The following is a 20,733-nucleotide window of genomic DNA, read 5'->3' on the forward strand; positions in this document are numbered from 1 at the left end:
CGATGACCTGAAGCAACTCGCTGTCGAAAACTGCGTAACTCTTTGTTTACCAAGGAGTTTTTCGTTTCGACTGCGCCGGAAGTGGGGCGAATTATAGACTTCCAGAATCTGCCGTCAACCCCTAATTCCAGCTTTATTCGGATTTGAGCGAAATACGCGCAAATGCCTTCTTGCCAGCCTGGCAAACATGGGTCGCGCCCAGCACGTATATAAAGGTGCGATCCACAACCTCACCATCTATACGTACACCGCCGGAATTCAGCAGATCACGCGCTACCGCCGAGTTCTTCACCAGGCCTGCCTTATTAAGGACAGCAGCGATCGGCATATCTTCAGTAGCGGTCAATTCGATTTCCGGCAAATCGTCCGGCAGCTCGCCATCCTTCATACGATTGCCCGCTGCACGGTGAGCATTGGCCGCAGCCTCTTCACCATGGAAGCGCGCAACGATCTCTTCGGCCAGCTTGATCTTGATGTCGCGCGGATTGGCACCCGCCTCGACATCGGCGCGGAACGCATTGATCTCATCCATGGAACGGAAGCTGAGCAATTCGAAGTAACGCCACATCAGCGCATCCGGAATCGAAACCAGCTTGCTGTACATCACTCCCGGCGCCTCCTGAATACCGACGTAGTTGCCCAAGGACTTGGACATCTTCTTCACGCCATCCAGACCTTCAAGCAACGGCATGGTCAGAATGCACTGAGGATCCTGACCATAACCGCGCTGCAGCTCACGCCCCATCAACAGGTTGAACTTCTGATCGGTACCGCCCAGCTCGACATCCGCGCGCAAGGCGACCGAGTCGTAACCCTGAACCAGCGGATAGAGGAACTCATGGATGGCGATTGGCTGATTGGTCGTGTAGCGCTTGTCGAAATCGTCGCGCTCGAGCATGCGAGCAACGGTGTACTGCGAAGTCAGGCGAATGAAGTCGGCCGGCCCCATCTGATCCATCCAGGTGGAGTTGAACGCCACCTCGGTTTTGGCCGGATCAAGAATCTTGAAAACCTGGGTCTTGTAGGTCTCGGCATTCTCGAGAACCTGCTCACGGGTTAGCGGCGGACGCGTAGCGCTCTTGCCGCTCGGATCACCGATCATCCCGGTGAAGTCACCTATAAGGAAGATCACCTGATGCCCCAGTTCCTGGAACTGGCGCAGCTTATTAATAAGCACCGTGTGACCCAGATGCAAATCCGGCGCGGTCGGATCGAAGCCTGCCTTAATACGTAGCGGCTGGCCACGCTTGAGCTTTTCGATCAGCTCGGACTCGACCAACAGTTCTTCTGCACCACGTTTGATCAGCGCTAGCTGCTCTTCAACCGACTTCATAACAGACCCGCAAGGCTCGAATTCAAAGGGAACCAACCATACAAGATCACGCGTCAAATACAAAGTTTGGCCGGCGCAATGACGCCAATCCGCTGACAGAGTGACCACGGACTTGCTTCAGAGATGATTTGGTTATATTTTATACAGTTATTTCATCTTCATCATGTCATTCATCTTTTCCAATTCATCTTTTTCAAAGTCAAAATTACCTATGACCAAAGAATCGTCTAAAGCGCCTCCGCTTTACCCGAAGACCCACCTGCTCGCAGCAAGTGGTATCGCCGCCCTTCTGAGCCTGGCGCTTCTGGTATTTCCTTCCAGTGATGTAGAAGCCAAAAAGACGACACTGAGTCTTGAACTGGAAAGCCCTGCTGAACAACTGACACAAGATCAAGACGCTGCCGACGTCGCCCAAGCCACAAATGAGCCGGCAACTTCCCCTTTTGCGCAGATCGAAGACAGCGCCGAAGAGTCCCAGGAAACTGCCCAGGCCAAACCCGCGCCGGTTGTCGAAGAAAAGAAGGGTCCCAATCACAGGGAAGTGATCGTCGCCAAAGGCGATACGCTCTCCACGCTGTTCGAGAAAGTCGGCCTTCCGGCCACTTCGGTGCATGAAGTATTGGCCAGCGACAAGCAGGCCAAGCAATTCAGCCAACTCAAACATGGCCAGAAACTCGAATTCGAACTGAACCCCGAAGGCCAGCTGACCAACCTGCACAGCAAGGTCAGCGACCTCGAAAGCATCACCCTGACCAAGAATGACAAGGGTTATGTGTTCAACCGTATCACCGCCAAGCCTACCGTGCGCTCCGCTTACGTTCACGGCGTGATCAACAGCTCGTTGTCGCAGTCCGCCGCGCGCGCCGGCCTGTCCCATAGCCTGACCATGGACATGGCCAGCGTGTTTGGCTATGACGTCGACTTCGCCCAGGATATTCGCCAGGGTGACGAGTTCGACGTGATCTACGAACAGAAAGTCGTCAACGGCAAGGCTGTCGGCAATGGCCCGATCCTTTCCGCACGCTTCACCAACCGCGGCAAGACCTACACCGCCGTGCGTTACACCAACAAACAAGGCAACAGCAGCTACTACACTGCTGACGGCAACAGCATGCGCAAGGCGTTTATCCGCACCCCGGTAGACTTTGCCCGCATCAGCTCGAAATTCTCCATGGGCCGCAAACACCCGATCCTGAACAAGATCCGCGCTCACAAAGGCGTCGACTACGCAGCTCCGCGCGGTACGCCAATCAAGGCGGCCGGTGATGGCAAGGTGTTGTTGGCCGGCCGTCGCGGCGGTTATGGCAATACCGTGATCATCCAGCACGGCAACACTTATCGCACGCTGTACGGCCATATGCAGGGCTTTGCGAAAGGTGTGCAGACCGGCAGCTCCGTCAAGCAGGGTCAAGTGATTGGCTATATCGGCACTACCGGCCTGTCCACCGGACCGCATCTGCACTACGAGTTCCAGGTCAATGGTGTGCACGTCGATCCACTAGGTCAAAAAGTGGCGATGGCCGATCCAATTTCCAAAGCAGAACGGGCACGTTTCCTCGCGCAGAGTCAGCCTCTGATGGCGCGTATGGATCAAGAAAAATCCACCCAACTGGCTTCGAGCAAGCGCTAAGCCATGACGCGCTATATAGGTGTGATGTCCGGAACCAGTCTCGATGGCCTGGACATCGCGCTGGTTGAGTTGAACCCGGCGATCAGACTGGTCGCCACGCACTACATTCCCATGCCTGATTCCCTGCGCACCGAGCTGCTTGGCTTGTGCGCCAGCGGCCCGGACGAGATTGCCCGCTCCGCCATCGCCCAGCAAAACTGGGTGACTCTGGCGGCGCAGGGCATTCGCACCCTTCTTGACCAACAAAACCTGAAACCCGAAGACATCCGCGCGATTGGCAGCCATGGCCAGACCATTCGCCACGAACCGGCACGCGGCTTCACGGTACAGATCGGCAACCCTGCCCTGCTGACCGAATTGACCGGCATCACCGTGGTCAGTGACTTCCGCAGTCGCGACGTTGCGGCCGGCGGACAAGGCGCACCACTGGTTCCAGCATTTCACGAAGCGCTGTTTGAAGAGCAAGCGGGCAACCGCGCGGTATTGAACGTCGGCGGTTTCAGCAACCTCAGCCTGATCGAACCCGGCCAACCCGTAGCCGGTTTCGACTGCGGCCCCGGGAACGTACTGCTGGACGCGTGGATTCATCAGCAACGCGGCGAAAACTTTGATCGTGACGGCCAATGGGCAGCCAGCGGCCAAGTCGAACCTGTTCTGTTGAAAGCGCTACTCAGTGATCCGTTCTTCGTGACCAAAGGCCCGAAGAGCACCGGCCGTGAAGTGTTCAATCTGCCATGGCTGACACAGCATCTTTCGCAATTGCCGACCTTCGCCGCCGAAGACGTGCAAGCAACACTGCTTGAGCTGACCGCGCTGACCATCGTCGAATCATTGCAAAGCGCCCAGGCGGATACCCGAGAGTTGCTGGTCTGCGGCGGCGGTGCGCACAACGCCACGCTGATGAAGCGCCTGGCCGCCCTGCTGCCAAACGCGAACGTCAGCAGCACCGCCACTCATGGCGTTGACCCGGACTGGGTCGAAGCCATGGCCTTCGCCTGGCTCGCTCATTGCTGCCTGGAAGGTATCGCGGCCAATCGTCCAAGCGTCACCGGCGCTCGCGGCCTGCGCGTACTCGGCGCCATCTACCCGGCCTGAACGCCAAACAGCAAAACGCCGCAGAGCCCTGAGGCCATGCGGCGTTTGTAATGCGGTGAATCGCGATCAGATCGAGAACGAAGAGCCGCAACCACACGTGGTGCTGGCGTTCGGGTTCTTGATCACGAAACGCGAACCTTCCAGACCCTCCTGATAATCCACCTCGGCACCTGCCAGGTACTGGAAGCTCATCGGATCGACGACCAGGCTTACGCCCTCGCGCTCGACGATGGTGTCGTCATCGGCCACTTCTTCATCGAAGGTGAAGCCGTACTGAAAACCTGAACAACCGCCGCCCGTAACGAATACGCGCAGCTTCAAGCGATCATTCCCCTCTTCATCGACCAGGCTCTTCACCTTGTGCGCGGCACCGTGGGTAAATTGCAAAGCCGTGGGGGTGAAGGATTCGACGCTCATGCTGACTATCTCCCGGCGTTACGCCGCCATAATGCGTGATGACGCGCATTATCCGCTTCTCCTAGAAAAGCGGTCAACTATTGTTACGGTATATCAATAAACCCGATTGCCGGTTCGAAACGCAAAAAGGCCCGTTCAACGGGCCTTTTTGCTGAGCGGGCTAAAGCCTTACGGCAACATGCCAGCGTGCGACAAGCCCAGACGCTCATCCAGACCGAACAGGATGTTCAGGTTCTGCACCGCCTGACCCGACGCACCTTTTACCAGGTTATCGATGACCGACAACACCACCACCAGGTCACCGTCCTGCGGACGATGCACGGCGATACGGCAGACGTTGGCGCCGCGCACGCTGCGGGTTTCCGGGTGGCTGCCTGCTGGCATCACATCAACGAACGGCTCGTTGGCATAGCGCTTTTCAAACAGTGCCTGCAGATCCACCGAACGATCCACGACCGTCGCGTAGAGCGTCGAGTGAATGCCGCGAATCATCGGCGTCAGGTGCGGAACGAAGGTCAGGCCGACATCCTTTCCTGCAGCACGACGCAGACCCTGGCGAATTTCCGGCAAGTGACGGTGACCTTTCACGGCGTAGGCCTTCATGCTTTCCGACGTCTCGGAGTACAGCGAACCTACGGCAGCACCACGACCGGCACCGCTGACGCCGGATTTGCAGTCAGCGATCAAGCGCGTGGTATCGGCCAGACCGGCTTCGAGCAATGGCAGGAAACCCAATTGCGTAGCCGTTGGATAGCAACCCGGTACGGCGATCAGGCGAGCCTGCTTGATCTGTTCGCGATTGACTTCCGGCAAGCCGTAGACCGCTTCTTCCAGCAGCTGTGGCGCACCGTGCGGCTGGCCGTACCACTTGGCCCACTCATCGGCATCTTGCAGACGGAAGTCCGCGGACAGGTCGATGACCTTGGTTCCGGCCGCCAGCAGTTCACCGGCCAGCGCGTGGGCAACACCGTGAGGCGTGGCGAAGAACACCACGTCGCAGGCGCCCAGGGTCTTGATGTCCGGAACGCTGAACGCCAGGCCATCGTAATGACCGCGCAGGTTCGGATACATATCAGCCACGGCCAGACCGGCCTCGGATCGGGAAGTGATCACTACCACTTCTGCCTGCGGATGCTGTGCCAACAGACGCAGCAGTTCGACACCGGTGTAACCCGTGCCGCCGACGATACCGACCTTGACCATAAACCTGCCCTCAACGAACCCACTGGAAAGCCGTCGATAATAGGGCCCGTATCGCCCTGCGACAACCGTCAAGGTGACGTGCGGACGCTCTACCCTCTACTATCTTCGCTACCGTGAACCTGGGAATAACCAAAAATGCTTTATCTGTGGCTCAAAGCGCTTCATATCATCAGCATGGTCTGCTGGTTTGCCGGCCTGTTTTACCTGCCGCGCCTGTTCGTCTATCACGCCCAAAGCGAAGACACCGTCAGCAAGGAACGCTTCAGCCTGATGGAGCGCAAGCTGTATCGCGGTATCATGGGCCCGGCGATGATCGCCACGCTGGTTTTCGGCATTGCGCTGATCGGGCTGAACCCGGGCATATTCAGCCAAGGTGCCTGGATTCACGCCAAATTGACGCTGGTGGTGATCCTGATCGGCTACCACCACATGTGCGGCGCGCAGGTGAAACGATTTGCCCGTGGCGAGAACACCCGCAGCCATGTCTTTTATCGCTGGTTCAATGAAGTGCCGGTTCTGATATTGCTGGCTATCGTAATTCTGGTCGTCGTTCGGCCGTTCTAACTTCAATCGGCACCACTCACCGGGGTACTTCCAATGTCGCTGCCCGCTTTGCTCGAACAACGTTTGCGTCTGCCCGTGGTGGCAGCGCCGATGTTCCTGATTTCCAACCCGCAACTGGTACTCGCCTGCTGCCGTAATGGCGTGGTCGGCAGCTTCCCCGCGCTGAACCAGCGTGAGAGCAGCGGCTTCAAGGCCTGGCTGGAAGAGATCGAAGCAGGGTTGGCGACAATGGAAAAACCGGCGCCCTACGCCGTGAACCTGATCGTCCACAACAGCAACCCGCGCCTGCAAGCAGACCTGGAGATCTGCATCGAGCACAAGGTGCCGATCGTGATCACCAGCCTTGGCGCCGTTAAAGAACTGGTCGACGCAGTCCACGGCTACGGCGGCCTGGTATTCCATGACGTAACGACTCGTCGCCACGCAGAGAAAGCAGCGGAGGCTGGCGTAGATGGTTTGATCGCCGTTGCCGCAGGCGCCGGTGGACACGCGGGTACCTGGAGCCCGTTTTCGCTGATTGCCGAAATCCGCCAGTTCTTCGACAAGACGCTGTTGCTGGCCGGCTGCCTCAATCACGGTCACGAGATACTCGCGGCACAATTGCTCGGTGCGGATCTGGCCTACTTCGGTACGCGATTTATCGGCACCACCGAAAGCCATGCGCCTGAGGCCTACAAGGAGATGCTGCTGACATCCAGAGCGGCAGACATCATTCATACTCCGGCGGTGTCGGGTGTTCCGGCGAGTTTCATGCGCCAAAGCCTGGAAGCGGCCGGTTTCGACATGGCGGCGTTGCAAAACAAAGGCGAGGTCAACTTCGGCTCCAAGCTCAAGCCATTGAGCGATGAAGCCAAGGCCTGGAAAACCGTGTGGTCCGCCGGCCAGGGCGTCGGAGAGATAGACGATTTACCGAGCGTGGATCAATTGGTTGCACGACTGGACGCTGAATACCGCCAGGCGCTGGAGCTGGCAGCACAACTGCCGAAACGCTGGCCGCGTTAGCAGGAAATTTGGCCAGTCATCCTCGACTGGCCTTACACTCCGGGCTCGCAACTCTCTAACTATTCAAACACCCGCGACAAGGATGCCTCGCAATGAGCGACAACCGTTTCAAGATCGTATTCGACGGCGCTCTGCTGCCGGGGATCGACCTCACCACCGCCAAACTCAATCTGGCGGCGTTGTACAAAAGCGAAGTGGCAGCCGTCGAACGACTGTTCAACGGACAGCCTGTTACGCTCAAGCAAGGCCTGTCGCAGACTGACGCGCAAACCTACCTTCAGGCGCTGACGAAAACCGGCATCGAAGCCCGCATCGAAGCCGAGCCCTCGATTGAACTGAACCTGGCCGACGCTCACCACCACGCCCCCGCCAGCAGTAAACCCGCGTTCGCAGAACCAGAGTCGCCGTACGCACCACCTCAGGCCAGGGTCGGCGAAAACCTGCCGCCGTTCGGCACGCTCAAGCCTTTTGGCGTCGAAGGGCGAATCGGCCGTTTGCGCTATCTGGCCTGGACCATGGTGGCGACGCTGGTCATGCTCGGCGTCGGGTCGGTCGTCGCCATTTTCGCCATCGCCCTGATCGCCAGCGATTCGACCGCAGGCCTGATTGTCGGCGGCCTGGTGGTGGTGCTCCTGTGCATCGCCATCGCGGTCGTCACCGTTCAGATCAGCGTTCAGCGCCTGCACGACATCGGCTGGTCCGGCTGGCTCTGGCTGCTCAATCTAGTGCCGTTCATAGGCAGCTTCTTTCCGTTTGTGCTCATGTGCGTGCCGGGCAACACCATCGCCAATCGCTACGGCCCACCACCACCGCCAAACACCACGGCAGTCAAAGTGTTGTCTTCGCTGTGGGTGGTATTCATTGCCCTCGTCTTTGTCGGTGTATTGGCCGGCGCTTTCAGTGCGATCCAGCAAGAGTACGAAGACGCTGCCGGACTCAGCTATGACAGCAGCTCGCTAACCACCGAAGAAGTGGAAGTCGAGCCCGCCGCTGAGGCTGAAGAAGTGCCGGATAGCGCAGACGAGGAAGCCCAATAAGCCCCGGCCCCTGTAGACTCTGCGAAAGAATGAACAGCGCTCCCCGCCCGTGACACCTGCGTCGCAGGCGCGGAGCTGTTGCGATGGAGAACTGCATGACCCGTTACGCTCTGATCACTGGCGCTTCCAGCGGCATCGGCCTGGCGATGGCCGAAGCGCTGGCCCGCCGTGGCCGCAGCCTGATTCTGGTGGCCCGACAGCGTGATCAGCTGGAAAGTATTGCAATTGAACTGACCCAACGTTTTGGCGTGGAGGTGTTGTTCCGCGCCTGCGACCTCGGCGAGCCGCTGCGCCTGTCCGGGTTTCTGCTGGAACTGGAAGAAGGCGACCGGCAGATCGACTTGCTGGTGAACTGCGCCGGCATCGGCACCTGCGGCCCATTTCTGGCGCAGGACTGGATGACCGAACAAGACCTGATCGAGGTGAACATTCTGGCCCTCACTCGCCTGTGCCATGCCATCGGCAACAGCATGGCCTTGCAGGGCGGTGGGCAGATCTTGAACGTCGCCTCGGTTGCAGCGTTCCATCCCGGCCCGTGGATGAGCACTTACTACGCCAGCAAAGCCTATGTACTGCACTTTTCCGAAGGGCTGCGCGTCGAGCTGAAGAAATGCGCAGTCAAGGTTTCCGTACTCTGCCCCGGCCCGACCCGCACCGCGTTTTTCCGCACCGCACAACTGAACAGCGACAAACTGGTCGACAGCAAACTGCTGATGAGTCCCGAGGAAGTCGCGCTCTATACCGTGCGGGCTCTGGATAAGAATCGCGCCATTATTATTCCGGGCCGGCTGAACCGCTGGTTCGCTTTCCTGCCACGGCTCGGCTCACGCTGGCTGATCAGGACCATCACAGGCATGGTCAACAAGGCCTATTGCCCGCGCTGACCTGGCCTCAAGGCAAAAGGCTGGGCTCGGGGATCACCCATGAGTACACTCAGGCCAGCCCAAACAACGGAGAAAACAGCTGTGGATACTCTATTCACCAAGATCATCAACCGGGAAATCCCGGCGAAGATCATTTACGAGGACGACCAGGTACTGGCCTTCCACGACATCGCCCCACAGGCACCGGTGCATTTTCTGGTGATCCCGAAGAAACCGGTGCGCACCTTGAACGACCTCACCGAGGACGACAAGGCATTGGCCGGGCATATTCTGTTCACTGCCCAGCGCCTGGCACTGGAACTGGGTTGCGAAAAAGGTTTTCGCGTTGTCATGAACTGCAATGAAGAAGGTGGGCAAACTGTCTACCACATTCATATGCATGTGCTGGGTCAGCGTCAGATGCACTGGCCGCCGGGTTGATCCATACCCCGCCCTTGTAGGAGCCCGGCTTGCCGGCGATGGCATCATCGAGACCGCCATCGCCGGCAAGCCGGCTCCTACAGTTGCAGCCTGCGTCGCAATGACCCAGCGCAAACCTTCCCCGGCCGATTGGGTTAAACTGGCCGCCGAGATTCCTCCCGGAGATCAGCATGACTACCCAACGTCACTACTCGCCCATTGACCGTCTTCTGCTGCAAGCCGATGCCGCGATGCGTACCCTGCTGCCCTTCAGCGGCCAGCCGTACCGTCCGTCCCCTGCGATCGTGCAGCCGGAAACGCAAATGAGCGACGAAGACACCCGGCACGTCGCCGGTCTGATGCGCATCAACCATACCGGCGAAGTCTGCGCCCAGGCGCTGTATCAAGGGCAGGCCCTGACCGCCAAGCTGCCGCAGGTGCGCGCCGCCATGGAACATGCTGCCGAAGAAGAGATCGACCATCTGGTCTGGTGCGAGCAACGCATCAAGCAGTTGGGCAGCCATACCAGCATTCTCAACCCGCTGTTCTACGGCATGTCATTCGGGATTGGCGCGGTGGCCGGCTTGATCAGCGACAAGGTCAGCCTGGGTTTCGTTGCGGCTACCGAGCATCAGGTGTGCAAGCACTTGAACGAACACCTTGAGCAACTGCCGGCCGAGGACGAAAAGTCCCGGGCGATTCTTGAGCAGATGCGTGTTGATGAAGAGCAACATGCCGAAAGTGCGCTGGAGGCTGGGGGCTTTCGTTTTCCGGCGCCGGTGAAGTTCGGGATGAGCTTGATGGCCAAGGTGATGACCAAGAGTACCTACAGAATCTGACGATTATGTTGTTCGTTAGGGCCTCTTCGCGGGCAAGCCTCGCTCCTACATGGGATCTGCGGTAATAAAAAAGGCGACTGCCGTGAGGGAGTCGCCTTTTTTTGTGCTCGCGAGAATCTTAGGTCGGCATGTTGCGCGCGTAGAAGATTTCGAGCATTTCGTGTTTCACACGATCCGTCACTTGGGCGCGTTGCTCAGGGGACAGGTTGTTGGTCGCGTCGCCGAACAGGTAGTTATCCAGTTCGAAGTTCTTCAACAGCATTTTGGTGTGGAACAGGTTTTCCTGGTACACGTTCACGTCGGTCATCTGGTACGCGTCACGGGTGTCTTCGGACAGGTAGTTCTGGATCGAGTTGATCTCGTGATCGATGAAGTGCTTGTTGCCTTCGACGTCACGGGTGAAACCGCGCACACGATAATCCACGGTCACGATGTCCGAATCGAACTGGTGAATCAGGAAGTTGAGCGCTTTAAGCGGTGAAATGACGCCACAGGTCGACACGTCAATGTCCACACGGAAGGTCGCAATACCGTCGTCCGGATGGATTTCCGGGTAGGTGTGCACCGTGATGTGGCTCTTGTCGAGGTGGGCCAGGATGATTTCGGGCAACGGGCCCGGAGACTCTTCGATCTGGCTGTCGGTCGGAGTCACCGGCTCTTCAGAGATCAGAATCGTGACGCTGGCGCCTTGTGGGTCGTAGTCCTGACTGGCAATGTTCAGGATGTTGGCACCAATGATATCGACAACTTCCGTGAGGATCTGCGTCAGGCGTTTCGCGTTGTACTCTTCATTGATGTACTCGACGTAAGCCTGCTGGTCTTGCGGGGTTTCCGCGTAGCAGATGTCATAGATGTTGAAGCTCAAGGTCTTTGTCAGGTTATTGAACCCGTGGAGCTTGAGTTTGCTTTTCACCGTTAAAAACTCTCTATGTATTGCGGCCCGGGCCGCGTGATCAAGCATGCCCGTCAGATGCGTACGACGCACCTGCGTAGGACGGTTAACACCTCTTCGCGATGGCGATTTTGGTTGTCTGTTCGGGCGAGCGGTCTGTCGGTTGACGGACCACTACCCTGAAAAAAGTGGCGCATTATGCAGACGTCAGCTTGGGATCGCCAGAGTCTGCACCGCTTTTATGATAGTTGAATGTCGAATCAACCGAGTTCGATGATTTCGTAGTCGTGGGTAATCGCGACACCCGCCGCGCCGAGCATGATCGAGGCCGAGCAATACTTCTCGGCAGACAGCTCGATGGCGCGCTTGACCTGGGCTTCTTTCAGCCCGCGCCCCTTGACCACGAAGTGCATGTGGATCTTGGTGAAGACCTTCGGGTCCTCGGTCGCGCGCTCGGCTTCGAGGAAGGCTTCGCAGCTTTCGACGGCCTGACGGGACTTCTTGAGAATGCTGACCACGTCGAAATTGCTGCAACCGCCGACACCCAGCAGGAGCATTTCCATCGGCCGGACACCCAGGTTACGACCACCGGCATCGGGCGGACCGTCCATGACCACGACATGACCGCTACCGGATTCGCCGAGGAACATGGCTTCGCCAGCCCATTGGATGCGTGCCTTCATCGCCAAGACTCCACTGTATAAAAAAGGGTCGCCAGCTTAGCACAGGGCCCTGGATTGACAGCGCTCGCCGTCCTAGGACAGAACCTTTTGCTTTGTAGGTAAAATCTCGAATATTGCAGGAAGTGTCTGTTAAGCTGGCGCCAATTCGCTGGCGCATTGCCAGCTTTGTAGCAACCTCAGTGCCTCATAAAAAAACCAAACACACCGTGCAGTCTTTCCGGGATACAACCATGGTTGCTATTGCCCCTACACCCAAGATCAAGAACCTCGACAAACTGTTGATGCATTGCCAGCGCCGTCGCTATGCGGCCAAGAGCAATATCATTTGCGCCGGCGACCGCTCGGAGACGCTGTTCTTCATCATCAAAGGCTCGGTCACCATCCTGATCGAGGATGACGACGGCCGTGAAATGATCATTGCCTACCTGAACTCCGGAGACTTCTTCGGCGAGTTGGGTCTGTTTGAACAGGCCGGTCTGGAACAGGAACGCAGCGCCTGGGTGCGCGCCAAGATCGAGTGCGAAGTCGCTGAAATCAGCTACGCCAAATTCCGCGAGCTGTCCCAGCAAGACCCGGACATTCTTTACGTACTTAGCGGACAAATCGCACAACGCCTGCGCAACACCACACGCAAGGTCGGTGACCTCGCATTCTTCGACGTGACAGGTCGCGTTGCCCGTTGCCTGCTGGAATTGTGCAAACAGCCCGATGCGATGACCCACCCCGATGGCATGCAGATCAAGGTGACCCGTCAGGAAATCGGGCGGATTGTCGGGTGTTCCCGGGAGATGGTCGGTCGCGTTCTTAAAGATCTGGAAGAACGCAACCTGGTGGACGTCAAAGGCAAGACCATGGTGGTCTTCGGGACGCGCTAAGCCTTGAACATGTCTGCCAGCAACTGGCGATAGAGTGCATCGAGCCGTGCCAATGCGTCAGGCGCGGCGAACTTCTCATGGAGCGCGATGTGGCTTTCGGCGCGGACCCGTTGCTCCAGGCCGCACGCTTCATTGAAGCGATTGACCGCCGCGACCATTGATTCGCGCTCGTTATCCAGCAACAACGCACCGTGCACCAACCCGACCGGGCGCGTGCCGCCCTTGCTCTGGCGCCAACGCTGGGCGGTGCCGACCATCTTGCGACCGTCGAGATTGACGTTGAAACGGCCATCGCAAAATGCACCGTCGATTTCGCCCAGGGACGAAACGCCACCCAGTTCATCCAGCAACTGACAGATCGGATCGCAGAGCCTGCGATAGGCGGTTTCGATGCGGTTCTGGTCGCCCTCGCTACGCGGTGGCGCGTAGACCAACGCGATGTTGATGGTTGAAGCCGACTGCGGCACGGGCTCGCCGCCGGTTTCACGCAAAAGGACTGGCCAGCCGGCTGCCGCCGATACTTCACAAGCGTGATCGAAACCGGGCAGGCGATTCAAACGGCGCGGCATGACCAGAGCCCGATCGCTTGGCTGCCAGAACAACAGGCCAAACTCTGAATCGCCTGCACAGACCGACGCCAGCAAATCCTGTTCGGCTTGCAGGCCGGCTTCGATGGTCAGAGGGACAGGTGAGGTCATAAGGTGCTCCGTAAGACTTGAGGTCTGAAGTGTGTCTTATGCCGCCATCGCGAGCAGGCTCGCTCCCACAAGGGATCTGCTAACACCATAGATCCAATGTAGGAGCGAGACCGGCTTGCCGGCGATGGGGTCGACTCGATCTGCCAGTAATCAGTCGAGTGTAGAACCGCTGACGGGTACGCCACGCTCCGGGAAGAACAGGCGCTGAAGCTCGGTGCCCGGGCTTTCGGCGCGCATGAACGCTTCGCCGACCAGGAACGCATACACGTCGCTGATTTCCATCAGCTCGACATCGGCCCGATTGAGGATGCCGCTTTCAGTGATCACCAACCGGTCACGCGGAATCCGCGGCAACAAATCCAGCGTGGTTTCCAGACTGACGTCGAAGGTGTGCAGGTTGCGGTTGTTCACGCCGACCAGCGGCGTGTCGAGGGTTTTCAAGGCCCGCTCCAGTTCGTCACCGTCATGGACTTCCACCAGCACGTCGAGGCCAACGCTTTTTGCCACCGCTGCCAGCTCGGCCATTTTCACGTCGTCCAGCGCGGAGACGATCAACAGCACGCAGTCCGCGCCCAACGCACGGGCTTCGACGATCTGATACGGATCGATCATGAAATCCTTGCGGATCACCGGCAATTTGCACGCCGCCCGGGCCTGTTGCAGATATGCATCTGCGCCCTGGAAATAATCGATATCGGTGAGCACCGACAGGCAGGTCGCGCCGCCCTTCTCGTAGCTCCTGGCGATATCGGCAGGAACGAAGTTCTCGCGAATCACGCCTTTGCTCGGCGAAGCTTTCTTGATTTCAGCAATGACCGCTGGCTGCTTCAGCTTGGCCTGCGCCAGCAATGCCTTGGCAAAACCACGGGGTGCATCGGCCGCCTTGGCCAGACTTTCCAGCTCGGCCAGGCTCACACGAGCGCTACGCTCGGCGACTTCCTGGACTTTGCGCGCCAGAATGTTTTCCAGAACCGTCGGTACACTCATCCCTCATTCTCCACTTTGAATACCGCGGTAAATGCACCCAACTCCTCAAGTTTTTCCCGAGCGAGGCCTGTGTGCAGCGCATCGTGCGCCAGGGCAACGCCTTCTTTCAAACTGGTCGCCAGGTCGGCGGCATAGAGTGCAGCACCGGCATTGAGCACGATCATCTCGGCAGCTTTCTGACCGCTCTCGGTCTTGCGCTTGCCCAGGGCATCGCGAATCAGCTCAAGCGAAGCGGCCGGACTTTCCACCGCCAGGCCGTGCAGACTCTGGCTCTTCATGCCCAAATCTTCCGGCTCGACCCAATACTCGGTGATCTGGTCATTCTTCAATTCCGCCACGTAGGTCGGCGCAGCCAGACTGAATTCGTCCAGGCCGTCTTTCGAGTTCACCACCAGCACATGCTTGCTGCCCAGACGTTGCAAGACTTCGGCCAATGGCCGGCACAGCGCCTGGCTGAACACGCCCACCACCTGATGTTTCACGCCAGCCGGATTCGTAAGCGGGCCGAGCATATTGAACAGGGTACGCAGACCAAGATCCTTGCGCGGGCCGGCGGCGTATTTCATGGCTTTGTGATGAGTCTGGGCAAACATGAAACCGATGCCGACGTTGTCGATGCAACGCGCCACCTGAACCGGCGTCAGGTTCAGATAGATGCCCGCCGCCTCCAGCAGATCGGCGCTGCCGCTTTTACCCGAGACCGCACGGTTACCGTGCTTGGCCACGGTGCAACCGGCGGCTGCCACCACAAAGGACGAAGCCGTCGAGACGTTGAAAATGTTCGCACCATCGCCGCCGGTGCCGACCACATCAACCACGCCGTCGAGGGTCTTCAGTTCGACCTTGTCCGCCAGCTCGCGCATGACCGACACGGCGCCGACGATCTCGTCGATGCTTTCGCTCTTCATGCGCATGGCCATCATGAACGCGCCGATCTGCGCGTCCGTGCATTGCCCGGTCATGATCTCGCGCATCACATCGCGCATTTCATCGGTGCTGAGGTCGAGTTGATCGACGATACGGCTGAGGGCTGTCTTGATATTCATGGGAAGTCCTTAGCGCGTGCCGCCGGTTTGTTTGAGGAAGTTGGCGAACAACTCGTGGCCCTGCTCGGTCAGGATAGACTCAGGGTGGAACTGCACACCTTCGATGTTCAGCGTCTTGTGGCGCAGGCCCATGATCTCGTCGACCGAACCGTCTTCAAGCTGAGTCCAGGCGGTCAGCTCCAGGCAGTCCGGCAAGGTTTCGCGCTTGACGATCAGCGAGTGATAACGCGTGACGGTCAGCGGATGGTTCAGGCCTTCGAAGACACCTTTGTCTTCGTGGAACACCGGGCTGGTCTTGCCGTGCATCACCTGGCGGGCACGAACCACATCGCCGCCGAAGGCCTGGCCGATGGATTGATGACCCAGGCACACGCCGAGAATCGGCAGTTTGCCGGCGAAATGCTTGATGACGTCAATCGAGACGCCCGCTTCAGTCGGCGTGCAAGGACCGGGCGACACAACGATGCGCTCAGGGTTGAGGGCTTCGATTTCGGCAACGGTCAGTTCATCGTTGCGCACGACTTTGACCTGGGAGCCTAGCTCACCTAGGTATTGCACAACGTTGTAGGTAAAAGAGTCGTAGTTATCGATCATCAGCAACATGGCTTGAGAACCTCTTGAATTCACGGACTATAAAGGCTGCCTTCGAATGAGCGACCCGCAGCGCTTTGTCAGCCAAAGCGACATGGCATACGGGTCACGTTCATCGGTCAGCTTTCCGGGGTTTGTTCAGCCAGGGCGACTGCGCGGAACATGGCACGACGCTTGTTCAGGGTTTCTTCCCATTCCAGCGCCGGCACCGAGTCGGCAACGATGCCGCCACCGGCCTGCACGTGCAGTTCGCCGTTCTTGATCACGGCGGTGCGAATCGCAATCGCCGTGTCCATGTTGCCGTTCCAGGCAAAGTATCCGACCGCGCCGCCATAGACGCCACGCTTGACCGGCTCCAGTTCGTCGATGATTTCCATCGCGCGAATTTTCGGTGCGCCGGACAAGGTGCCCGCCGGCAGGATCGCCCGCAATGCGTCCATTGCCGTCAGCCCGGCTTTCAGTTGCCCGGTGACGTTGGAAACAATGTGCATCACGTTGGAGTAACGCTCGATAACCATTTTCTCGGTGAGCTTCACCGAGCCGATTTCCGATACGCGACCGGTGTCGTTACGACCCAGGTCGATCAGCATCAGGTGTTCGGCGATTTCCTTGTGGTCGGAGAGCAGGTCTTTCTCCAGCGCCAGGTCTGCCTCTTCGTTGGCCCCACGCGGACGGGTGCCGGCAATCGGGCGAACGGTGATCAGATTGTCTTCGACCCGCACCAGCACTTCCGGTGAACTGCCGACGACGTGGAAGTCGCCGAAGTTGAAGAAGTACATATAAGGCGTCGGGTTGAAGCAACGCAGCGCCCGGTACAGATCAATCGGCGCCGCCTTGAAGTCGATCGACATGCGCTGGGACGGCACGACCTGCATGCAGTCACCGGCCAGGATGTATTCCTTGATGGTGTCTACGGCTTTTTCGTAATCGTCCTGGGTAAAACTGGAGCGGAACACCGGGTCAGCCGATTGTTGCTTGCTGAAGTCCAGGCCTCGGCGCGGGGTGATTGGCTGGCGGAGTTTTTCCAGCAGCTCTTGCAGGCGCGCCTGACCTTGCTCGAAGGCATCGTCCTGCGACGGGTCGGCCAGGACAATCGCGTGCATTTTGCCGGCGAGGTTGTCGAACACCACCACTGCATCGGACACCATCAGCAGAATGTCCGGCACGCCCAGCGGATCCGGGTTCGGGCACTTGCCCAGACGCTTTTCCACATAACGCACGCAGTCGTAACCGAAGTAACCCACCAGGCCGCCGTTGAAGCGTGGCAGACCAGGAATGGTCGGTACGTTGTAACGGGCTTTGAATTCTTCGACGAACGCCAGCGGGTCTTGCGCTTCATGGCTTTCGATCTCGACGCCGTCATGGGTCACGCTGACGTGATGGTCATGAACCCGCAGCACGGTGCGGCACGGCAGGCCGATGATCGAGTAACGGCCCCACTTCTCCCCGCCCTGCACGGATTCGAGCAGGTAGGAATTGGGCTCGTCAGCCAGTTTCAGGTAGATCGACAGCGGCGTGTCGAAATCGGCCAGGGTTTCGCAGGCAAGCGGGATGCGGTTATAGCCGGCAGCGGCCAAACGCAGGAATTCTTCGCGGATCATGGGGTAGCCTCGTGGCTTGAGGTGCTAACAGTCAGGTATGCAAACGCGCCGGTAGACCGGCCAGGAACAAGTCAGGCGCGCCAACGCCAGCGGGCCAGGGCCTTGATGACTTTCATCCAGAGTTTGCGAGTGACCACCACGATGGCGTTTCCAGAAGGGGGTTGAACAGCGTCGGCCAACGTTATCTCAGCGGCCGGATCCAGGCAACCGGGAATTAGCTTGCGCAGGTCGTCGATGACCAGCGCCGGCGACTCTTCGGCAATCGGCCGACCGTGGTTATAGCCATAACTGAGGGCCACGCATTTGACCCCCGCCGCTTTCGCCGCCAGCACATCGCTGCGCGAATCGCCGACAAACAGCGATTGCGACGCCGGGATGTTGGCCATTTTCATCACGAAAAACAGCGCTGCCGGGTCAGGTTTCTTCTGCGGCAAGGTATCGCCGCCGATGATCCATTTGAAATAGCGGCCGATTTTCATCTGATCCAGCAACGGTGCGACGAAGCGCTCCGGCTTGTTGGTGATCAGCGCCATCTCTACGCCTTGCTTGTTCAGCCACTTGAGGGTGTCACGCACGCCGGGGTAAACCACCGTCAGGTCGTGACCGTCCTCGTAAAAGCCGTTGAACAATTCCAGGGCATGTTCAGCCTCGACATCATCGACACCTTCGGCGTCGATGTGATTGGCCAGGGCCCGGCGCACCAGCATGTGCACGCCGTTGCCGACCCAGTCACGCACCGATTCGATGCCGACAGGCTGGCGCCCGAGTTTGAGCAGCATGTTATCCACCGCCGCGGCGAGGTCAGGGACCGAATCGACCAGCGTGCCGTCCAGATCGAACATCACCAGCCGTGGCAGACGCCCCGGGAACAGCTGCTCAAAGCCACTCATGGACGGGCCAGCGCCAGTTCGGAACGCATCTTCTCGATGACTTCCTGGTAGTTCGGCGCGTTGAAGATCGCCGAGCCGGCCACGAAGGTATCGGCGCCAGCCCCCGCGATTTCACGAATGTTGTTCACGTTCACGCCGCCGTCGATTTCCAGGCGGATGTCACGGCCCGAGGCATCGATCAATGCGCGTGCCTCACGCAGCTTGTCGAGGGTGCCGGGGATGAACTTCTGCCCGCCGAAGCCCGGGTTGACGCTCATCAGCAGGATCATGTCGACCTTGTCCATCACGTACTTGAGTACGTCCAGCGGGGTCGCCGGGTTGAACACCAGGCCCGACTTGCAGCCGCCTTCGCGGATCAGTTGCAGGGAACGGTCGACGTGCTGCGTGGCTTCCGGGTGGAAGGTGATGTACGTCGCGCCGGCCTCGATGAAGTCGCCAACGATGCGATCCACCGGGCTGACCATCAGGTGCGCGTCGATCGGCGCGGTTACGCCGTACTTGCGCAGCGCGGCACAGACCATCGGGCCGATGGTCAGGTTCGGCACGTAGTGGTTGTCCATGACATCGAAGTGCACGAAGTCGGCGCCGGCGGCCAGAACCTTGTCCACTTCTTCACCCAGGCGGGCGAAGTCGGCGGAGAGAATCGACGGAGCAATTACGAAGGGCTGCATGACGCACCTTTTCTGAGCAGAATCACGATGGCGCGCATTGTATACCTCATGCTTTGACGCGCGCACCGTAAGGACGATGATCAGTAGGCCGCGCGGTAGATCTTCTCGATATCAATCGCACTCAGTTTGCGTGGATTGTTGCGCATCAGGCGCTCGATACCCGCGGCTTCCAGGGCCAAGGCCGGAATCGCATCCTCTGGAACACCGAAACTGCGCAGGCCCGACGGGATTTCTACCGCTGCGCACAACGCGGTCATCGCCTCGACGGCTTTGTCCGCGGCGTCATTGGCGCTCAGATGAGCGGTCTTCACGCCCATGGCTTCGGCAATATCCTGCATGCGCTCGACGCAGGCCATCTTGTTCCAGGTCATGACGTACGGCAGCAACAAGGCGTTGCTGACGCCGTGGGCGATGTTGAAACGCCCGCCCAGCGGATACGCCAGCGCATGCACCGCGCCGACCCCGGCATTGCCGAACGCCATGCCGGCCATCAGGCTGGCGGTGGCCATGTCTTCACGCGCCTGCAGATTGGAGGGGTTGGCGTAGGCCTTGGGTAACGCCTGGGTGATCAACTTGATCGCGCCGATGGCCAGCGCGTCGGTGATCGCTGAAGCATTGAGGGACAAATAGGATTCGATGGCGTGCACCAGCGCATCGACGCCACTGGCGGCGGTGACACTGCGCGGGCAGGTCAGGGTCATTTGCGGGCTGACCAGCGCCACGTCCGGCAACAGATAGTCGCTGATGATGCCCTTTTTCAGTTGCGCGACCTTGTCGGAGAGGATCGCGACGTTGGTCACTTCCGAGCCGGTGCCGGCGGTCGTCGGGATGGCGATCAGCGGCGGGCCCTTGCGCGGCACCTGGTCGATGCCGAACAGATCCTCCAGCGCGCCGTGATAACCGGCATACGCGGCAACACTTTTGGCGATGTCGATCGCGCTGCCGCCGCCCAGGCCGATCAGCCCGTCGTGCCCGCCTTCGCGGTAAACGCGCATGCAGTCTTCGACGATGGCGATTTCCGGGTCTGGCAGTACACGGTCGAAAATTTCGTAGCTACGGTCCCCCAACTGCGCGAGCGCCAGCTCCACCGTGCCGGATTTGACCAGCGCGGCGTCGGTGACGATCAACGGGTTGTCGATGTCCAGGCGCGTGAGCTCGGCGGACAGTTGCTCGATGGCAGCTGCGCCGGTGATCAGTTTGTGTGCGATTTTGAAAGAGGAAAGACTCATCGTGCGCAGCCTCTTATAGATAGGGGAGCTGGGCACAATAGTAGCTGGGGATTGGGGTTTGTCTGCTATTCAGCGCGTGAATGACCAAACATGGGAACAACACAAATCTAATGTAGGAGCGAAGCTTGCTCGCGAAGGGGCCATGTCAGTCAACATCGATGCTGACT

The 20,733-nt window shown here is 59.0% G+C and carries 22 protein-coding genes; 9 read left to right on the forward strand and 13 right to left on the reverse strand.

Going from position 1 to position 20,733, the window contains the following annotated elements:
• Window positions 1-133 precede the first annotated feature (133 nt).
• The gene (gene tyrS, locus KGB27_RS25895; RefSeq protein WP_008027125.1) at window positions 134-1,333 is read right to left on the reverse strand and encodes a tyrosine--tRNA ligase; all 1,200 of its coding nucleotides are present in this window, start codon (window positions 1,331-1,333) and stop codon (window positions 134-136) included.
• 211 nt (window positions 1,334-1,544) lie between these two features.
• Between tyrS and KGB27_RS25900 the strand changes: the two genes are divergently transcribed.
• Both KGB27_RS25900 and KGB27_RS25905 read left to right on the forward strand, forming a co-directional pair.
• Entirely contained in the window at window positions 1,545-2,963 is a 1,419-nt protein-coding gene (locus KGB27_RS25900) for a peptidoglycan DD-metalloendopeptidase family protein (RefSeq protein ID WP_223437658.1), read from the forward strand.
• Between the two features lie 3 nt (window positions 2,964-2,966).
• On the forward strand, window positions 2,967-4,058 hold the full coding sequence (locus KGB27_RS25905; RefSeq protein ID WP_207284800.1) for an anhydro-N-acetylmuramic acid kinase: 1,092 nt from the start codon (window positions 2,967-2,969) through the stop codon (window positions 4,056-4,058).
• Window positions 4,059-4,124: 66 nt separating this feature from the next.
• On the opposite strand, the gene erpA is transcribed toward KGB27_RS25905, so the two are convergent.
• Together erpA and argC are read right to left on the reverse strand one after the other, a co-directional pair.
• Complete coding sequence (erpA, locus tag KGB27_RS25910; protein ID WP_007947969.1) at window positions 4,125-4,475, reverse strand: iron-sulfur cluster insertion protein ErpA; 351 nt, start codon at window positions 4,473-4,475, stop codon at window positions 4,125-4,127.
• Window positions 4,476-4,643: 168 nt separating this feature from the next.
• Window positions 4,644-5,678 (reverse strand): N-acetyl-gamma-glutamyl-phosphate reductase, encoded by a 1,035-nt coding sequence (gene argC, locus KGB27_RS25915; protein WP_008035993.1) that lies wholly within the window; start codon window positions 5,676-5,678, stop codon window positions 4,644-4,646.
• Between the two features lie 135 nt (window positions 5,679-5,813).
• Between argC and hemJ the strand changes: the two genes are divergently transcribed.
• From hemJ to coq7, 6 genes are all read left to right on the forward strand, one after another.
• A complete protein-coding gene (gene hemJ / locus KGB27_RS25920; RefSeq protein WP_008027117.1) occupies window positions 5,814-6,242 on the forward strand; it encodes a protoporphyrinogen oxidase HemJ in 429 nt (142 codons plus the stop codon).
• 33 nt (window positions 6,243-6,275) lie between these two features.
• The gene (locus tag KGB27_RS25925; RefSeq protein WP_008035990.1) at window positions 6,276-7,244 is read left to right on the forward strand and encodes an NAD(P)H-dependent flavin oxidoreductase; all 969 of its coding nucleotides are present in this window, start codon (window positions 6,276-6,278) and stop codon (window positions 7,242-7,244) included.
• Between the two features lie 92 nt (window positions 7,245-7,336).
• The gene (locus tag KGB27_RS25930) at window positions 7,337-8,281 is read left to right on the forward strand and encodes a DUF805 domain-containing protein (RefSeq protein WP_008035988.1); all 945 of its coding nucleotides are present in this window, start codon (window positions 7,337-7,339) and stop codon (window positions 8,279-8,281) included.
• 95 nt (window positions 8,282-8,376) lie between these two features.
• On the forward strand, window positions 8,377-9,165 hold the full coding sequence (locus tag KGB27_RS25935; RefSeq protein WP_032828658.1) for an SDR family NAD(P)-dependent oxidoreductase: 789 nt from the start codon (window positions 8,377-8,379) through the stop codon (window positions 9,163-9,165).
• 81 nt (window positions 9,166-9,246) lie between these two features.
• Window positions 9,247-9,585: a histidine triad nucleotide-binding protein gene (locus KGB27_RS25940; RefSeq protein ID WP_008027110.1), complete on the forward strand. Its 339-nt coding sequence runs from the start codon at window positions 9,247-9,249 to the stop codon at window positions 9,583-9,585.
• 170 nt (window positions 9,586-9,755) lie between these two features.
• The gene (gene coq7, locus KGB27_RS25945; protein ID WP_008027108.1) at window positions 9,756-10,403 is read left to right on the forward strand and encodes a 2-polyprenyl-3-methyl-6-methoxy-1,4-benzoquinone monooxygenase; all 648 of its coding nucleotides are present in this window, start codon (window positions 9,756-9,758) and stop codon (window positions 10,401-10,403) included.
• A 118-nt stretch (window positions 10,404-10,521) separates the two neighbouring features.
• On the opposite strand, the gene speD is transcribed toward coq7, so the two are convergent.
• Both speD and KGB27_RS25955 read right to left on the reverse strand, forming a co-directional pair.
• Window positions 10,522-11,316: an adenosylmethionine decarboxylase gene (gene speD, locus KGB27_RS25950; protein ID WP_008027106.1), complete on the reverse strand. Its 795-nt coding sequence runs from the start codon at window positions 11,314-11,316 to the stop codon at window positions 10,522-10,524.
• Between the two features lie 239 nt (window positions 11,317-11,555).
• The gene (locus KGB27_RS25955) at window positions 11,556-11,978 is read right to left on the reverse strand and encodes an OsmC family protein (RefSeq protein ID WP_007941657.1); all 423 of its coding nucleotides are present in this window, start codon (window positions 11,976-11,978) and stop codon (window positions 11,556-11,558) included.
• Between the two features lie 230 nt (window positions 11,979-12,208).
• On the opposite strand from KGB27_RS25955, the gene crp reads away from it, so the two are divergent.
• A complete protein-coding gene (gene crp / locus KGB27_RS25960; protein ID WP_008027103.1) occupies window positions 12,209-12,853 on the forward strand; it encodes a cAMP-activated global transcriptional regulator CRP in 645 nt (214 codons plus the stop codon).
• Here crp and KGB27_RS25965 read toward each other — a convergent pair.
• The 8 genes from KGB27_RS25965 to KGB27_RS26000 form a co-directional block, all read right to left on the reverse strand.
• Window positions 12,850-13,551, reverse strand: a complete 702-nt coding sequence (locus tag KGB27_RS25965) for a biotin/lipoate A/B protein ligase family protein (protein WP_223480071.1) — start codon at window positions 13,549-13,551, stop codon at window positions 12,850-12,852. The two genes, crp and KGB27_RS25965, sit on opposite strands and share 4 nt — an antisense overlap.
• Before the next feature lie 150 nt (window positions 13,552-13,701).
• Entirely contained in the window at window positions 13,702-14,538 is an 837-nt protein-coding gene (gene trpC, locus KGB27_RS25970) for an indole-3-glycerol phosphate synthase TrpC (RefSeq protein WP_008035982.1), read from the reverse strand.
• A complete protein-coding gene (trpD, locus tag KGB27_RS25975; RefSeq protein WP_008027097.1) occupies window positions 14,535-15,584 on the reverse strand; it encodes an anthranilate phosphoribosyltransferase in 1,050 nt (349 codons plus the stop codon). Before trpD ends, trpC begins: the two co-directional genes overlap by 4 nt.
• 9 nt (window positions 15,585-15,593) lie before the next feature.
• Window positions 15,594-16,187, reverse strand: a complete 594-nt coding sequence (locus KGB27_RS25980; RefSeq protein WP_008027095.1) for an aminodeoxychorismate/anthranilate synthase component II — start codon at window positions 16,185-16,187, stop codon at window positions 15,594-15,596.
• 107 nt (window positions 16,188-16,294) lie between these two features.
• Entirely contained in the window at window positions 16,295-17,776 is a 1,482-nt protein-coding gene (gene trpE / locus KGB27_RS25985; protein WP_223437646.1) for an anthranilate synthase component I, read from the reverse strand.
• 71 nt (window positions 17,777-17,847) lie between these two features.
• On the reverse strand, window positions 17,848-18,666 hold the full coding sequence (locus KGB27_RS25990) for a phosphoglycolate phosphatase (RefSeq protein WP_084318377.1): 819 nt from the start codon (window positions 18,664-18,666) through the stop codon (window positions 17,848-17,850).
• On the reverse strand, window positions 18,663-19,337 hold the full coding sequence (gene rpe, locus KGB27_RS25995; protein ID WP_223556806.1) for a ribulose-phosphate 3-epimerase: 675 nt from the start codon (window positions 19,335-19,337) through the stop codon (window positions 18,663-18,665). Before rpe ends, KGB27_RS25990 begins: the two co-directional genes overlap by 4 nt.
• An 80-nt stretch (window positions 19,338-19,417) precedes the next feature.
• Window positions 19,418-20,566 (reverse strand): iron-containing alcohol dehydrogenase, encoded by a 1,149-nt coding sequence (locus KGB27_RS26000; protein WP_223416347.1) that lies wholly within the window; start codon window positions 20,564-20,566, stop codon window positions 19,418-19,420.
• Window positions 20,567-20,733: the final 167 nt, after the last annotated feature.

It is taken from the genome of Pseudomonas sp. BF-R-01 (assembly GCF_019946615.1).
GTDB lineage: Bacteria > Pseudomonadota > Gammaproteobacteria > Pseudomonadales > Pseudomonadaceae > Aquipseudomonas > Aquipseudomonas migulae.

What these genes read in the sequence shown, in the direction of transcription:
- tyrS (WP_008027125.1), bottom strand. Translation starts at nt 1,333, where the DNA reads ATGAAGTCGGTTGAAGAGCAGCTAGCGCTGATCAAACGTGGTGCAGAA.
- KGB27_RS25900 (WP_223437658.1), top strand. Translation starts at nt 1,545, where the DNA reads ATGACCAAAGAATCGTCTAAAGCGCCTCCGCTTTACCCGAAGACCCAC.
- KGB27_RS25905 (WP_207284800.1), top strand. Translation starts at nt 2,967, where the DNA reads ATGACGCGCTATATAGGTGTGATGTCCGGAACCAGTCTCGATGGCCTG.
- erpA (WP_007947969.1), bottom strand. Translation starts at nt 4,475, where the DNA reads ATGAGCGTCGAATCCTTCACCCCCACGGCTTTGCAATTTACCCACGGT.
- argC (WP_008035993.1), bottom strand. Translation starts at nt 5,678, where the DNA reads ATGGTCAAGGTCGGTATCGTCGGCGGCACGGGTTACACCGGTGTCGAA.
- hemJ (WP_008027117.1), top strand. Translation starts at nt 5,814, where the DNA reads ATGCTTTATCTGTGGCTCAAAGCGCTTCATATCATCAGCATGGTCTGC.
- KGB27_RS25925 (WP_008035990.1), top strand. Translation starts at nt 6,276, where the DNA reads ATGTCGCTGCCCGCTTTGCTCGAACAACGTTTGCGTCTGCCCGTGGTG.
- KGB27_RS25930 (WP_008035988.1), top strand. Translation starts at nt 7,337, where the DNA reads ATGAGCGACAACCGTTTCAAGATCGTATTCGACGGCGCTCTGCTGCCG.
- KGB27_RS25935 (WP_032828658.1), top strand. Translation starts at nt 8,377, where the DNA reads ATGACCCGTTACGCTCTGATCACTGGCGCTTCCAGCGGCATCGGCCTG.
- coq7 (WP_008027108.1), top strand. Translation starts at nt 9,756, where the DNA reads ATGACTACCCAACGTCACTACTCGCCCATTGACCGTCTTCTGCTGCAA.
- KGB27_RS25955 (WP_007941657.1), bottom strand. Translation starts at nt 11,978, where the DNA reads ATGAAGGCACGCATCCAATGGGCTGGCGAAGCCATGTTCCTCGGCGAA.
- crp (WP_008027103.1), top strand. Translation starts at nt 12,209, where the DNA reads ATGGTTGCTATTGCCCCTACACCCAAGATCAAGAACCTCGACAAACTG.
- KGB27_RS25965 (WP_223480071.1), bottom strand. Translation starts at nt 13,551, where the DNA reads ATGACCTCACCTGTCCCTCTGACCATCGAAGCCGGCCTGCAAGCCGAA.
- trpC (WP_008035982.1), bottom strand. Translation starts at nt 14,538, where the DNA reads ATGAGTGTACCGACGGTTCTGGAAAACATTCTGGCGCGCAAAGTCCAG.
- trpD (WP_008027097.1), bottom strand. Translation starts at nt 15,584, where the DNA reads ATGAATATCAAGACAGCCCTCAGCCGTATCGTCGATCAACTCGACCTC.
- KGB27_RS25980 (WP_008027095.1), bottom strand. Translation starts at nt 16,187, where the DNA reads ATGTTGCTGATGATCGATAACTACGACTCTTTTACCTACAACGTTGTG.
- trpE (WP_223437646.1), bottom strand. Translation starts at nt 17,776, where the DNA reads ATGATCCGCGAAGAATTCCTGCGTTTGGCCGCTGCCGGCTATAACCGC.
- KGB27_RS25990 (WP_084318377.1), bottom strand. Translation starts at nt 18,666, where the DNA reads ATGAGTGGCTTTGAGCAGCTGTTCCCGGGGCGTCTGCCACGGCTGGTG.
- rpe (WP_223556806.1), bottom strand. Translation starts at nt 19,337, where the DNA reads ATGCAGCCCTTCGTAATTGCTCCGTCGATTCTCTCCGCCGACTTCGCC.
- KGB27_RS26000 (WP_223416347.1), bottom strand. Translation starts at nt 20,566, where the DNA reads ATGAGTCTTTCCTCTTTCAAAATCGCACACAAACTGATCACCGGCGCA.